Annotated in this window: 12 protein-coding genes, 3 tRNA genes and 1 pseudogene; 11 read left to right on the plus strand and 5 right to left on the minus strand. The window is 43.0% G+C overall.

Features of this window, described 5'->3' with window-relative positions; all coding sequences use genetic code 11:
- Positions 1-107 precede the first annotated feature (107 nt).
- Positions 108-308 (minus strand): hypothetical protein, encoded by a 201-nt coding sequence (locus tag OPS28_RS13660; protein WP_265610026.1) that lies wholly within the window; start codon positions 306-308, stop codon positions 108-110.
- 158 nt (positions 309-466) lie between these two features.
- Here OPS28_RS13660 and OPS28_RS13665 point away from each other — a divergent pair, with 158 nt between their 5' ends.
- From OPS28_RS13665 to OPS28_RS13685, 5 genes are all read left to right on the plus strand, one after another.
- On the plus strand, positions 467-883 hold the full coding sequence (locus tag OPS28_RS13665; protein WP_265610027.1) for a DUF2802 domain-containing protein: 417 nt from the start codon (positions 467-469) through the stop codon (positions 881-883).
- Between the two features lie 276 nt (positions 884-1,159).
- The gene (metA, locus tag OPS28_RS13670) at positions 1,160-2,107 is read left to right on the plus strand and encodes a homoserine O-acetyltransferase MetA (protein WP_265610028.1); all 948 of its coding nucleotides are present in this window, start codon (positions 1,160-1,162) and stop codon (positions 2,105-2,107) included.
- Positions 2,104-3,159, plus strand: a complete 1,056-nt coding sequence (locus tag OPS28_RS13675; protein WP_265610029.1) for a homocysteine S-methyltransferase family protein — start codon at positions 2,104-2,106, stop codon at positions 3,157-3,159. The genes metA and OPS28_RS13675 overlap by 4 nt, the downstream gene beginning before the upstream one ends.
- Positions 3,160-3,167: 8 nt before the next feature.
- Positions 3,168-5,792 (plus strand): methionine synthase, encoded by a 2,625-nt coding sequence (gene metH / locus OPS28_RS13680; RefSeq protein WP_265610030.1) that lies wholly within the window; start codon positions 3,168-3,170, stop codon positions 5,790-5,792.
- Entirely contained in the window at positions 5,785-6,366 is a 582-nt protein-coding gene (locus OPS28_RS13685; protein WP_265610031.1) for a DUF938 domain-containing protein, read from the plus strand. Before metH ends, OPS28_RS13685 begins: the two co-directional genes overlap by 8 nt.
- Before the next feature lie 133 nt (positions 6,367-6,499).
- Here the strand turns inward: OPS28_RS13685 and OPS28_RS13690 are convergent, their stop codons facing one another.
- The 4 genes and pseudogenes from OPS28_RS13690 to OPS28_RS13710 all read right to left on the minus strand — a co-directional run bounded on the left by OPS28_RS13690 (position 6,500) and on the right by OPS28_RS13710 (position 10,862).
- Positions 6,500-7,624 (minus strand): serine hydrolase domain-containing protein, encoded by a 1,125-nt coding sequence (locus OPS28_RS13690; protein ID WP_265610032.1) that lies wholly within the window; start codon positions 7,622-7,624, stop codon positions 6,500-6,502.
- A gap of 130 nt (positions 7,625-7,754) precedes the next feature.
- Positions 7,755-8,171, minus strand: a pseudogene (locus OPS28_RS13700) (MAPEG family protein).
- A gap of 1,292 nt (positions 8,172-9,463) precedes the next feature.
- Positions 9,464-9,601, minus strand: a complete 138-nt coding sequence (locus tag OPS28_RS13705) for an entericidin A/B family lipoprotein (RefSeq protein ID WP_265610035.1) — start codon at positions 9,599-9,601, stop codon at positions 9,464-9,466.
- A 94-nt stretch (positions 9,602-9,695) separates the two neighbouring features.
- On the minus strand, positions 9,696-10,862 hold the full coding sequence (locus OPS28_RS13710; RefSeq protein ID WP_265610036.1) for a GNAT family N-acetyltransferase: 1,167 nt from the start codon (positions 10,860-10,862) through the stop codon (positions 9,696-9,698).
- A 48-nt stretch (positions 10,863-10,910) separates the two neighbouring features.
- Between OPS28_RS13710 and OPS28_RS13715 the strand changes: the two genes are divergently transcribed.
- The 6 genes from OPS28_RS13715 (at position 10,911) to OPS28_RS13740 (ending at position 14,966) form a co-directional block, all read left to right on the plus strand.
- Entirely contained in the window at positions 10,911-11,360 is a 450-nt protein-coding gene (locus OPS28_RS13715; RefSeq protein WP_265610037.1) for a regulatory protein RecX, read from the plus strand.
- 136 nt (positions 11,361-11,496) lie between these two features.
- Positions 11,497-14,094, plus strand: a complete 2,598-nt coding sequence (alaS, locus tag OPS28_RS13720; protein WP_265610038.1) for an alanine--tRNA ligase — start codon at positions 11,497-11,499, stop codon at positions 14,092-14,094.
- A 135-nt stretch (positions 14,095-14,229) separates the two neighbouring features.
- Positions 14,230-14,427, plus strand: a complete 198-nt coding sequence (gene csrA / locus OPS28_RS13725; protein WP_265610039.1) for a carbon storage regulator CsrA — start codon at positions 14,230-14,232, stop codon at positions 14,425-14,427.
- A gap of 198 nt (positions 14,428-14,625) precedes the next feature.
- Positions 14,626-14,716: transfer RNA gene (locus OPS28_RS13730), tRNA-Ser, on the plus strand.
- Positions 14,717-14,755: 39 nt separating this feature from the next.
- Positions 14,756-14,832: transfer RNA gene (locus OPS28_RS13735), tRNA-Arg, on the plus strand.
- A gap of 57 nt (positions 14,833-14,889) precedes the next feature.
- Positions 14,890-14,966 (plus strand) — tRNA-Arg (locus tag OPS28_RS13740).
- Positions 14,967-15,241: the final 275 nt, after the last annotated feature.

Here is a 15,241-nt window from a genome sequence, read left to right on the forward strand (position 1 = left end):
TATGGACTCTTAGTAAAAGTTTAGGCACTTATTACGTTACTCCCCCATGGGGAGGGAGTCCATACATCGGCGAAAGCTGCAATCTCCAAAAGGCTCTAACTAGCTTGTTATTTTGTAGGCGCATTTTTCAGCGTTTTCATAATTTCCGTATTAGGATTTAATGCGGCCAGCTCAATTAAATAATCTTTTTGCAACTCATCCAGTTTTTGATTAGCCAATAGTTCTTTGAGGCGTTCAGCTTCCCCATTGACGATAGCAGACTGCATTCCTTCCATATTCGCTATGGGATTGTCATTATCATCGGTCATTTTTCTCAATCCTGTCGTTATTGTTCAATATTTTATATGGGCTGGTCAGTGAACAAGATCGCTCAATGACAGGGCGCGCCTCAATCGCTTGCCGTCACTACCAGAAACGGAGATTTTCACGTACACTGGGTTAAAGGTTAAATAATTATAAAAATATAATGGACGAAAAGTACTTAGTTGCTGCAGCGATAGCTTTGTTGTTGATCATGATTTTAAGTATTGGTCTTTATAGCGTGCGACAAATTTCCGCAATAAAAAGAAAACTCAATGCATTAGAAGAGGTAAGTCAGGCTACTGATGCCACCGTTCACGCCAGTATCAAATCCCTCGGTCATCAAATTAACGAAGACAGAGAGCGTCAGGTAGTATTGGGTAAGCATCAAACCACACTACAAGAAACACTGACTAATTTAGAGAACCAGCTTCGTGAACTCAAGCAACAAGATCCTTCTTTACGCCTTTATCACCGGGCAACAGAGTTAGTGAAACAAGGCGCTAGCCTTGAAGAAATTATTCAATCCTGTGATATTCCGCGCGCTGAGGCAGAATTACTGATAAGCATGCACCGAAGGTGACCTAAACTAAATTCCAATAATTAGTAATACGATTAAAATACATCCATTGCCTTATATCGAGTCTGGTACGGGCATTAACCCTTTTTACCACATCCGACGCTGTTCAAATCTGGTCTACTTGAATCTTACCTGGCTTGCTTTCTCAGAGTGTCAAAAAATTTACTTATTCAGTAAAAAATTATGTAAACATGATTTAGACGTCCAGACGTAAAGATGTTGACGCGTCTCTGTCGATACGCCACAATGATTCGCATTGAGTATCTGAAGAGAGTGATTATGCCCATTCGAATTCCAGAGTATCTGCCTGCGCAGGATGTACTATTAGCCGAAAATATTTTCGCTATGAACACCCGTCGTGCGGCCCAACAGGACATTCGTCCGTTGGAATTAGGGATACTTAATCTGATGCCGAACAAAATTGAAACAGAAGTACAGTTGCTCAGGTTACTTTCTAATACGCCATTACAAATTAATGTAGATTTTATTCGCATTGACGATGTGGCATCTAAGAATACTCCGCAAAGTCATATGGAAGCGTTTTATCACCAGTTCTCAGATGTGGCGAGCAAAAAATATGATGGTTTGATCATTACCGGTGCGCCTCTTGCTCATCTTCAATACGAAGAGGTGAAGTACTGGGACCGTATGACCAGCATTCTTGACTGGGCGAATAGACATGTACAATCCACCTTATATTTATGCTGGGCAGCACATGCCGCTATTTATCACTTTTATGGAATAAGCCGCACATTATTGGAAGATAAGATCTGTGGCGTGTTCGAACATAAAGTGCTCGCTCCCAACAATGAATTACTGAGAGGTTTCGACCCTCGTTTTTACGCACCACATTCCCGCTATGGTCATATAGATATCGACTTATGGAAAAGTATTCCCGAACTTGAGGTGCTTGCTCAAGGTGAGGATTCAGGAGTGTATATTGCCGCATCGGAAGACAAACGCATGGTATTTGTTACCGGTCATCCAGAATATGAAGAACAAACATTACATGAAGAGTACTGCCGCGATTGTGATGCAGGTCTATCACCTGCCATCCCGGAAAATTACTACCCCCACAATAATCCGCAAAATAATCCTAGACTGAGTTGGCGGGCCCATGGAAGTTTATTGTTCACCAATTGGTTAAACTATTTCGTTTATCAAACTACACCTTTTAATTTGAATGAATTGGCTGAAAATGAAAAAGTAAAGAAGGATCCCAAGTGAACAGCATTAAGAACCATCCTATATATACAGCTGCGGCAAACCGGATCCTTATTTTGGATGGTGCCATGGGTACCATGATACAGCGCCATAAGTTTGAAGAAAAACACTACCGGGGGGACGAATTTAAGCACTGGCACAAAGATATCAAAGGTAATAACGACCTTTTGGTGCTCACTCAGCCCGATATTATTTACGCTATTCATTGCCAATATTTACAAGCGGGCGCTGATATCATCGAAACCAATACCTTCAATGCCACTACGATAGCAATGGCGGACTATGACATGCAGTCGCTATCGAAGAAGATAAACATTGAAGCGGCTCGGCTGGCTAAACGAGCAGCGCAAACTATCACCGCCCGAAATCCGGCAAAGCCACGTTTTGTCGCGGGTGTATTGGGACCGACCAACCGCACAGCTTCTATTTCCCCTGATGTAAATGACCCTGGCAAACGCAATGTAACCTTTGACCAGCTCGTCGAAGCTTATGAAGAATCCTGCGAAGGCTTAATAGAAGGGGGAGCAGATTTAATTTTGATTGAAACTATTTTCGATACGCTGAATGCAAAAGCTGCGGTATTTGCTGTTGAATCTGTCTTCGAACGTTTGCAGTTACGCGTGCCTGTTATGATCTCCGGTACCATTACTGATGCATCAGGGCGAACATTATCGGGGCAGACAGCGGAAGCTTTTTATTATTCTCTTCGCCATGTCGAGCCTTTTTCCTTCGGCCTAAACTGTGCTTTAGGTCCAGACCTGTTGCGCCAATACGTAGATGAAATCGCGCAAATAGCAACGTGTCCAGTATCAGCCCACCCGAATGCTGGCTTACCGAATGAGTTTGGTGAGTACGATCTGTCACCACAAGATATGGCGGAGCATATTCAGGAATGGGCTGAGTCTGGATTAGTCAATATCGTGGGAGGCTGTTGCGGTACAACCCCTGAACATATCGCTGAAATGGCTAAAGTGACTGAGGCCCTATCACCGCGAATAATTCCCACGCAGACTGTAAAAATGCGCTTGTCAGGTCTTGAGCCGTTTGTTCACTAGGAGGTTAAGTGTCCCAACAATTTTCAACTTTCATCAATATAGGTGAACGCACCAACGTTACCGGATCGGCAAAATTCAAGCGCCTTATTCTGGACGGTGATTACGAAGCTGCATTAGACGTCGCTCGTCAGCAAGTAGAAAACGGCGCCCAGATAATTGATATCAATATGGATGAAGCCATGTTGGACTCGGTGCAAGCAATGCAAACTTTCTTAAATTTAATTGCATCTGAGCCAGATATCTCCCGTGTTCCTATAATGATAGACTCATCCAAATGGGAAGTGATAGAAGCCGGCTTAAAGTGCGTGCAGGGCAAGTCTATTGTCAACTCCATTAGCCTGAAAGAAGGCGAAGATATCTTTTTAACCCAAGCAAAGTTGATTAAACGCTATGGTGCGGCCACGGTGGTAATGGCTTTCGACGAGAAAGGGCAAGCAGACACGCAACAGCGGAAAGTCGAAATTTGTCAACGTAGCTATCGGTTGTTGACGGAAAAGGCCCACTTTCCACCCGAAGATATCATCTTTGACCCCAATATTTTTGCGGTTGCTACAGGCATAGAAGAACACGACAATTACGCCGTTGATTTTATCGAAGCCACCCGCGTTATTCGCAGCACCTGTCCTCATGCGCATGTATCTGGCGGATTATCCAATATATCGTTCTCGTTTAGGGGTAACAACACAGTCCGTGAAGCCATGCACTCGGTGTTTTTATACCATGCCACCCGAGCAGGGATGGACATGGCGATAGTGAATGCAGGTCAATTGGAAGTCTATGATGAAATTCCTGTTGAACTGCGCGAAGCCGTTGAGGACGTTATTTTAAATCGCAGAACCAATGCTACAGAACGCTTGCTTGACTTAGCACCGCAATACCAAGGTGAGGGCAAGGCGGCGCAAAAAGAAGACTTAAGCTGGCGTGAAGCTACTGTTCATAAACGTCTGGAACACGCGCTGGTGAAAGGTATCACCGACTACATTATTGAAGACACGGAAGAAGCACGACAACAAGCTGACAAGCCATTACACGTTATTGAAGGCCCACTCATGGATGGAATGAACGTAGTGGGAGATTTGTTTGGTGAAGGAAAAATGTTTTTACCCCAAGTAGTTAAATCTGCACGGGTTATGAAAAAAGCGGTGGCACATTTACAGCCTTTTATTGAAGCTGAAAAATCAGGCGATACAAAAAGTAATGGAAAAATTCTGCTGGCCACAGTGAAAGGTGATGTACACGATATCGGCAAAAATATCGTAGGCGTCGTGCTGCAATGCAATAACTTCGAAGTTATCGACTTAGGCGTGATGGTACCCTGCGAAACCATTTTGCATACTGCCAAGGAAGAAAATGTGGATATGATTGGGCTGTCAGGATTAATAACGCCATCGCTTGACGAGATGGTGCACGTGGCGAAAGAAATGCAGCGCCAGCAATTCTCCCTTCCTCTTTTGATCGGTGGCGCGACGACATCTAAGGCGCACACGGCAGTTAAAATTGAACAAAATTATGATGCCCCCGTGGTGTATGTACCAAATGCGAGTCGCGCCGTAGGGGTGTGTCAAAAGCTACTGAATAAGCACAGCAGAGAAAAGTTTGCCGAAGAATTGGATCAAGAGTACGAAAAAGTACGCGTGCAGCATGCACGGAAAAAGCCGCGTTCAAAACCTGTGTCATTGCAAGATGCTCGAGACAATGCATGTAAATTGAATTTATCTCTTTTACCGACAGCTCCAAAACAATTAGGTATTTATCCTGTAACGGCAGATATCAATTTATTAAGAAATTACATCGACTGGACGCCTTTTTTTCTAACATGGTCATTGGCCGGAAAATACCCTCGTATTTTCAATGACGACGTGGTGGGCGAACAGGCTCAATCACTGTTTGACGATGCGAATGCAATGTTGGACATGTTAGCTCATGCTGACATGTTAAAAGCCAAAGGCGTTTGTGGGTTGTTCGCAGCAAACAATATTGGTGATGATATTGAAATTTATGCAGACAACACTCGTACTCAAGTGATAGGCGTTGCCCATCACTTAAGACAACAAACCCTAAAAACCGATTTTCCTAATTACTGTCTGGCAGATTTTGTCGCACCTAAATCCTCTGGTGTAAATGACTACATAGGCGCCTTCGCTGTAACCGCGGGAATTGGAGAAGATCAAATTGCGGATAAATACCGTAGCGAAGGGGATGACTACAACGCGATTATGGTAAAAGCAGTGGCAGATCGTTTGGCTGAAGCCTTTGCAGAATATCTACATGAGCGAGTGCGAAAAGATATTTGGGGTTACGCTGCGGATGAACATTTTGATAATGATGCATTAATCCGAGAGAAGTATCAGGGAATACGTCCTGCACCAGGCTACGCTGCATGTCCAGAGCATACTGAGAAACAACTAATTTGGAATTTACTTGACGTTGAAGCACATACAGGTATGACATTAACAGATAGCTTCGCTATGTGGCCAGGAGCCTCGGTTTCTGGATGGTACTTTGGCCATCCTCAGGCACGCTATTTCGCCGTGGCAAAAATTCAGCAGGATCAGGTGGCTGACTATGCACAGCGCAAACAATGGGATATAACTACAGCAAATAAATGGTTGGCACCGAATATTAATGAATAAACCTTTTAGTCAGGCGTGTGAAAACAACAAAGTTCCCATTTTACAGATTTTGAAAAGTGCCTTTGCGCATAGTCGGCGGGTGTTGGAAATTGGCAGTGGGACAGGTCAGCATGCTGTGTTTTTTGCGCCTCGCTTGCCCCATTTGATTTGGCAAACCAGCGACCAGCCGCAATATCATGCAGGCATACTTGAATGGATAAGTGAATCCCCATCTTCCAACCTAAAGCCTCCGCTTTCTTTAACCGTTGGCGAATCTGCGTGGCCAACGCATACTTACGATGGAATGTTTACAGCCAATACAGCACACATAATGCAAAAGCACGAAACAAAACTAATGATGGAGCAGGTGTCCCAACACCTTCCTGAAGGTGGCATGTTTTGTCAGTATGGCCCTTTTACCCAAGATGGAGTGTTTAGTAGCCAAAGTAATCGGGAGTTTCATCAGCAATTGATAGAAAGTGGCTATGGCGGTTATCGAGATATCAGCGAGTTAACGCTTTGGGCAGAGCCCTTGAAATTACTCGCTATTAACCCTATGCCGGCTAACAATTTATTATTAGTCTGGCAAAAGTAAGCCTTTTTCATTTTAATCATTTACCCTGCACAAGTATCACTAAAGAGCTGTAATGTAGCGCTAAAGCTAACGCTGTTTAACGCGGAAAATAACAGTTTATTAAAACGTGAAACTAAGTTGAACAGAGCAACTGCTACGAGCCTGGCTTTATTGCCTTGTATGCTATTAAATAATCAATAACTTTATTTGAAATGGCTTCTAACTCTTCCTGGGTATTTCTACTTGCGACGTTTGTAACGATGAAGATACCCATGTTTTTCTTCGGGTAAATTGTAAGCCAACAAGACGTACCCATTGAACCGCCGCCTTGGTATAGCATTTGTTCGTTCGAATCATATTTATATGTGTTCCAATAAAATGCTGTACCATGACCAGTCCAGCTCTCATTCAGAAGTTGATGAGAAATAGCCACTTCAGGTTCTAATGAGAGTTGATACTGAATATAACGAGTGACAGATTCGACGCTTGACGTTAGCCCTCCATCTGCATACCAATATGCACTGGCTAAAGGCATCTGTTTACCATATCCGTCTGTCCCCTGAGTAATTTCACCTGGCTCATAAGTAGTTCCTCTAAACTTGGTAAGCTTCTCTCCAGACTTGGTTGTTATGATTTCAGATACAAGTAATTCAAAAGGCTTTTCGTAAACAGATTCCAGGATATACGCAACTAAATTAGTACCTGCGTTTGAGTATTGATATTCCTCGCCAGGTATAGAGTTAAGTTTCACTTTTCTAAGATCATCAAAGTAATTGTCTCGGGAATATTTTGCTATTTTTTCAATATAGTTGCCTTGCGCAATATCTTCTGGACTGTACGCAAAATCTTCTGGGAGCCCACTGGTATGAGTAATAAGGTGTCGTAAAGTAATATATTGATTAGAGAGCTCTAAATTTTCGTATTCGTTATTTTTGAGGTAATGGCGAATATCTTTATCAAGTTCAACTTTCCCGTCTAGAATGGCTTTAGCAACAACTAAGCCTGTATAAGTTTTGGTTATAGAGCCAATTTCGTATATTGTTTGGTTATTAGGACTATCTCCATTACTTAACGTCCCTAAATGATATTGGTAAATATCTTCTTCAACCACAATAGAAATTGAGACCACCTGCCCGATATTTTCATTAAGAAAGTCAATGATTGCAGATTTCGTATTTGACTCGAATTTAGTAGCATCAAAACTAGTGCAAGACGCCAAAGCGATCATTGATGTAAGCAAGAATAGAATAGACTTAAACTGATTCATCGTTCGGTTCACATTAACTCCTGAGTTCGAAAAAGTAAGGGCGTATAACACCAGTAACAAACAGTCTCTCCATAAGGGCGTCCAGGGATAGCCAAGGGGCTAGATCGAATTCGGTCGCAGGTGACAGTTATGCAATATTGCGTCATGCGGCAGAATTCCAGACCGCTACAATCAGCATTGCCAACAAGATCAAGACGCCGGTCACGAAGAGCGGAAGTCTCAGTGGTATATAGTTTGAAGTCACATGCACGTATGCGTGGGCGTATCGGCTCACGACGAAGAATCACGCCAGAACCACAGCGACAGTTCCGGCAGCGTGGATACTGAATAGAACAAAGCAAAGAACGTAGAAAATAAACGGAATCTCAAACTGATTAGCAATGTCGTTGGAAACTTTGACGACATCTTCCGGCCACACTCGGTTATCCAGGGCCGCTTGCTTTCGATTAACCTTGCCGGCTTTCACTGCGCTGGCTTTCCTTCCGCCAAGCAGTATAAACATCACCAAGGTAAGTAGGACCTGTGCCAGAACGGGCAATAATATATGACTAGAACTCATCCGTGACTCCAAAAGTTTTCGTGTATAACACCTGCCTACCCCGCAATGTGTAGGTATAGCTTTTTGCGTTGTTTACCAAAACCATGACAACAAAACCTTGTCGGAGTTGAGGCGCTTTTTATGATGCTACTCAATGGCAAGAGCTTTCTTTTTTATATTCTTTATATAAATAACTTATAGACTCTACTGTATCAACATAAGATTGTTTGCTACTTCACTTATTACAAAGGTATCCACCAGAAATAGAAGCGTCATTATCGGTTAAACCAGCGTGAAAAATGACATAAATAGGGTGGCTAGTAGAAATCACTTAGTATGTTGCGTAAAAAGTAAAAAGTAAAAAGTAACAAGTAACAAGTAACAAGTAATTCATCATTTTTATAATAATCTACGAAAAGTGAAGTGGGCGTGAATTCGCCATTTATTACCTTAGGGTATTCAACTTCAAGCATTTTAATATGCTCTGTATCTACAACCTTAAACCCTTTGCAGATAGCTACATCAGTGGAAACTTCAATACTGTAAGAAGGTGGCGGATTAACGTCCGCGCTTAATAAGCTGCTAGCTGAATTTTTTAAATTTTGGGTGTGATTTCTATAATTTCGAGCGCCTGCTTTCCAGTAAGCTCATCTGTCATTACGCATGCCATGAACGATCACTGCGGGCACAGCGCAGACAGTATTTTTACTCAGACTTAATTTAGGAAGGTGCTAGATAAAGTTGAGCCTAGCCCAACTTGACTGAATGTGATTTTGCCCCGATATAGGTAAACAACTATTTTGTTTTCTAGTGCGACTTAATAAGTAAACGATTAATCCACAAAGTGAATAATGCAGCTAATAAATTTGGTCTCTTAAACGCTTATGAAGCTTGAAGTTAGGGGGGAAGCGACAAAACTTATTTTAGAAAAAGTAAGCATCTAATACGCATCCATTCAGTTTCTTTTGATTACATAAAGGGGCATAACGAAATGAAGAGGATTTTCGGGCGCGGGCGGTTGGGCTTCTAAATTGTGGACGAAGGCGAAATTGATGAAGCAATAATGGTGCTTTATTATACTTGTCACTGTAATAAGCACACAAAATCATAGGCTTACTGTCTCGTGTCAGTATAGCCTATAATTTTCAGTCTATTATTCACGTATTACCGAACATCTTCATCACCGAGAATAGAAGATGCTCAAGTCGTGGCAGGCGATGACCTGTTATCAGTTTATACCTATCGGACTAATTACATCGAAGTCCGGGGGTGATTAGACTGTTGGCAATCCCAGGTAATCACGCCACTCCAATTTATTCGCCGTCAGCAGCGTCTTGAACGGCTTCGCCGGCATCTTCAACGTCTTCACCTGCGCCCTGCATGGTGTTACATGCAGTCAAACCAAATACAAATGTAAAAACAGTTAAAAAACCTAAAATTTTATTTTTCATTAGTCTCGCTCCATATCAGTGAGTGTAAATTGTCTCATTCAGCGCGGCAAATACTACGCTTACTTATTGTTTAGTGTAGCTGACTGCTTTTAGTTCACTTATTACAAATGAGTTTTTGTGACATGTGTTCGTTGAAAGGCAATACGGTTTTTGCTTGTTCAAAATAATGTTTAATTGCAGGGGATTCACGATTTAAAAAATGGGCCACTGCGGTATTAAATTCTGGCTGAAAGAGTTTATGGAATGAGTAACAAAAAGTAGGTTCAAAACCTCTCAAAATTTTATGCTCACCTTGTGTGCCGGGATTAAATGTTTGCAAACCATGCTCAATTGCAAATTCAATCCCCTGAAAATAACAGCATTCGAAATGAAGCTCTTCAATATCTTCAAGGCATCCCCAATAGCGACCATATAAATTTGAATGATCGAAAAAGAACAGGCAACTGGCAACCTTTTTACCAGCGTATTCAGCTTCGACAATAAGCATCTGTTCTTGCATCGAAGCGAATAATTGCTCAAAAAAAGTCAGAGTTAAATACCCCTCGTGTCCACTTTTTTTCAAATAAGTATCACGATAACACTGATAGAAAAAGATAATATTCGCATGACAAATAGCTTGACCTTGCAGGCGAGAAATCGATACGCCGTGGTTTAGTAAACGTTGCCTGCTCTTGCGTATTGACTTACGTTTCCTAGCGGTAAGCCCTTCGATAAAGTCTTCAAAAACGTGGTAGCCATAGTTGTGCCAGTGAAACTGCACGTTATCTCTTTGCAAAAGTTCTGTGTCAGATAACACCATTCGATTGCTTTCATCAGGGAAAAGAATATGGGCCGATGAGATGTCGTTATGGGCAAGAAGATCGAGGGCCTGTTTAAATGCATCTAGTACCTCGGTTCTATTTACATCAGCACGCATCAACAAGCGCCCTCCCGGTACCGGAGTGAAGGGGACGGCGCTAACCCATTTGGGATAGTAGTTTAGCCGATGTTGAACATAAGCATTAGCCCACGCATGATCAAATACATATTCCCCATAGCTGTGCTTTTTAAGGTAGCCGGGCATTGCAGCTATCAACTGCGAATTCTCATAGAAGCCTATATGGAAGGGCTTCCAGCCTGTCCCTTCACCCACGCAATTTGCGTCTTCCAGCGCAATTAAAAATTCGGAACGTAAAAAGGGAGATTCAGTTCCCTTCAAGGTGTTCCAGTGGGTGCGGTCAAAGGCTGAAAATTGAGTATGAAATTTTACATCCAATGCCATAAAATGGGGGTGCTCAATTAGACCAGGTTTTGTAAGTGTCACCCTACCATGACTAATGAAATTAGAAAAAAACTTATTGAATCCACTACCAGGCTACTTGCCCGCAGAGAACACAGTGTCACGGAGTTAGTGCAAAAATTAGCATCGAAAGGGTTTGAACTTGATTCTATCTATTCGGTGGTTGAGGAGTTTAAACAAGCTGATATTCAGTCCGACCGTCGATTTGCCGAATCTCGCGTGCGTCATGCCGCCAACAAAGGTATCGGTCCAAACCGAGTGAAGACTGAATTGTCGCAGCATAAAATTGATGAAACGTTGGTCTTCGAAGCGTTTAAAGAGGCTGAGATTGATTGGTTTGAACTAGCGAAAACAGTTCACGCAAAAAAATATAAGGGAGATATCTCAGATTCTTTTAAAGAACAGCAAAAGCAGCGGCAGTTTTTGCAATATAGAGGCTTTACTTTCGAGCAAATCCAATACGCTATTGAAAACGCGTAAATTTAGTGTGGAAGCTTAACAATACCGCACTTTCCGTGGTATCTTTGCGCGTTCATCCGAAGCGCTAAGCGGATACTTCGGACTCAATACAAAGGTATTGGGTAATCCATAGGTTAACCAGGAATCGCATACGTTAATGACATTTTCTACTGCAGATATTCGCCAAAAATTCTTTGATTACTTTTCGCAACGCGGCCACCAACATGTAGCCAGTTCGTCTCTGGTGCCAGCTGATGACCCAACATTGTTATTTACTAATGCGGGAATGAACCAGTTTAAAGACGTTTTCTTAGGTGCCGAAAAACGCAGTTATACCCGAGCAGTTTCTTCTCAACGGTGCGTTCGGGCTGGCGGGAAGCACAACGATCTTGAAAATGTGGGTTACACAGCTCGTCACCACACATTCTTCGAAATGTTGGGTAATTTCAGTTTTGGTGATTATTTTAAGAAAGAAGCGATTGAGTTTGCATGGAACTTCCTTACTGAAGAATTGCAACTACCGAAAGAAAAATTACTGGTCACGGTATACTCAGAAGATGAAGAAGCCTTTGGTATTTGGGAGCATCATATTGGTGTACCTAAAGAGAAAATTATCCGTATCAGTACCTCTGATAACTTCTGGTCAATGGGCGATACTGGTCCCTGCGGGCCTTGCTCAGAAATATTTTATGACCACGGGGAGCATATTTGGGGGGGGCCGCCGGGAACCCCTGAAGAAGACGGCGATCGATTTATCGAGATCTGGAATCTAGTTTTCATGCAGTACAACCGTCAGGCTGACGGAACTATGGAGCCGTTACCGAAACCTTCGATCGATACAGGCATGGGATTAGAACGGATTTCAGCAATCTTACAAAACGTACATTCCAATTACGAAATTGATTTATTTGCTAACTTAATTAATGCAGCGGCAAAAGTGGTGGGTGCCGAAGACCTGTCCAATAAATCGTTGCGTGTTATTGCAGATCATATCCGTAGTTGTAGCTTCCTGATTTGTGATGGTGTCATGCCTGGCAATGAAGGTAGAGGTTATGTACTTCGCCGTATTATTCGACGCGCAGTTCGTCATGGTTACCAACTGGGTGCAAAAGACATCTTTTTCTATAAATTAGTGGCCGCACTGGTTGAAGAAATGGGACAGGCTTATTCTGAACTTGCGGATCAACAACCGGTAATAGAAAAGGTATTAAAGGTCGAAGAAGAGCAATTTAGCAAAACGTTAGCTCGCGGAATGGCTATGTTGCAGGACACCATCGCTAATCTTGATGGCAAAACTATTCCAGGTGATGTGGTGTTCAAGCTATATGACACCTATGGATTTCCTACCGATTTGACGAACGACATTGCACGCGAACATGATGTCGAAATTGATGAAGAAGGCTTTAAAAAAGCAATGCAGCAACAGCGTGAACGAGCGCAGCAAGCTAGTCAATTTGGTGCCGACTACAACAGTTCCGTAAAAGTTGAGCATGAAACTCACTTTACTGGTTACGAAGAAGTAGAAGGCGAAGCCACGGTGCTTGAGCTAATCGTAAATAACCAACTGTGCGAGCAAATGAGTGATGGGCAAGAAGGTATTGTAGTACTTGATAAAACGCCCTTTTATGCTGAAGCAGGGGGACAAACTGGCGATCAAGGCGTATTAACAGTCGCTAACGGTGAGTTTATTGTTACCTCCACGCAAAAATTGGGTAACGCGTTCGCTCATCGTGGCAAAGCGGTAGGGGAGATAAAGAAAGGTGAGACGGCTGCGGCGAAAATAGATGTAGACAGCCGGGAATCAATAAAGAAAAATCATAGTGCTACCCACTTACTTCATGCAGCTTTACGAGAAGTGTTAGGTGAACATGTTACGCAGAAAGGCTCTTTAGTTGAAGCTGCGCGTTTTCGTTTTGATTTTTCTCATTTTGAGTCGGTTACATCAAATCAGCTTGCTCAAATTGAAGCGCGAGTTAATGAAGAAATCCGAGCAAATCATTCGCTCACTACAAAATTGATGGATTTGGAAGAAGCGAAAGCTTCAGGCGCCATGGCCTTGTTCGGCGAGAAGTACGATGAAAAAGTACGAGTCGTAACGATGGGGCCATTCTCAGTAGAGCTATGCGGAGGCACCCACGTATCGCGCACTGGTGATATCGGACTGTTTAAAATCGTCAGTGAAAGCGGTATAGCGTCAGGAGTACGCCGAATTGAAGCTATCACAGGACATACAGCGCTGGAATACGTCCAACAACTCGAAACGAAAATACAGCATTTAGCGTCGTCATTAAAAACAGACGTGAGCAACGTCACCGAAAAATTGTCTGCTCTCCAAGCTCAAAACAAAGAGTTAGAGAAAGCGTTGCAAGCTGCTAAAGGAAAACTGGCTTCTCAGCAAGGTGCCGATATTTTAAGCAAGGTCGAAAAAATAAATGGCGTAAGTGTTTTGGTTACTGCCCTGGAAGGTGTCGAAGCCAAAGCATTAAGAACGATGGTTGACGATCTTAAAAACCGAATGGGCGAAGGTATCGTAGTACTTGGTGTGAGCACTGATAAAAAAGTTAATCTAATTGCTGGTGTAACTAAAAATTTAACTGCTAAAGTTAAAGCGGGAGAATTAATTAACGTGGTAGCCGGTCAAGTAGGTGGTAAGGGTGGTGGTCGCCCCGACATGGCTCAAGCAGGCGGTGATCAGCCAGAAAACCTGGCAAAAGCGTTAGACTCTGTTCACTCATGGTTAGCGGATAAGCTATAATCCAGTTTACAATGTAAGATCAGTGAGTTTTTGAGGTGACACAAAAACATGGAAGCACTGATACTATCGCGGGGTCGTGCCTGTAATAGTAAGCCATTAGGGAAAAGTAGAAAGTTAAGGAACAGGAGCAAACGAATGCTTATATTAACTCGTCGTGTAGGGGAAACGTTGATGGTCGGTGATGATGTAACCGTTACTGTCCTAGGCGTTAAAGGAAACCAGGTACGTATTGGTGTAAACGCACCCAAAGAAGTCTCAGTGCATCGTGAAGAAATTTACATGCGCATACAGGCCGAAAAGAGTGGTCAGCCCGGTACTCCCGATTCTGATTAATCGCTCGGTATAATGTATAAGGCTGGATTTACTCCAGCCTTTTTTAATTTGCCTGGAAAACGTATTTCTATTAGGGCGAATCTGCACCAGTAGACCAAATTTTGTAAAGGTTGATTAAAATGCCAGCAAGCTGTTCAATTGTGTGCAAAAAAGGTTTGACTTCCATCAGCGAATCATTAAACTTCAGCCCCACATTACGGAGAGGTGGGTGAGTGGCTGAAACCAGTTCCCTGCTAAGGAACCATACCTATTACTGGTATCGAGGGTTCGAATCCCTCCCTCTCCGCCATTGCGATTTTGGTTGGATTGGCAACAACACAAGTTTTGCGCGTGCGTAGCTCAGCTGGATAGAGTACCTGGCTACGAACCAGGCGGTCGGAGGTTCGAATCCTTCCGCACGCGCCACTTATAAAAATGCCAACGTTTCACATTTTAAAAATAAAAATTGAAACGAAAATTTATGCGTGTGTAGCTCAGCTGGATAGAGTACCTGGCTACGAACCAGGCGGTCGGAGGTTCGAATCCTTCCACACGCGCCATTTTATAAACCCACCTCACGGTGGGTTTTTTGTTTTTAGTGTGTTGGATTGCCAGCCTCTCGCAGAGCGAGAGTCGTTCAGGCAGTGCAAGCCAAATTGTTGGCTTGCTCAAATCCGCCTTCACCCTTCCACACGCGCCATTTTATAAACCCACCTCACGGTGGGTTTTTTGTTTTTAGTGTGTTGGATTGACAGCCTCTCGCAGAGCGAGAGTCGTTCAGGCAGCGCAAGCCAAATTGTTGGCTTGCTCAAATCCGCCTTCACCCTTCCACACG

This window comes from Alteromonas sp. ASW11-130, assembly GCF_026183735.1.
Lineage (GTDB): Bacteria > Pseudomonadota > Gammaproteobacteria > Enterobacterales > Alteromonadaceae > Alteromonas.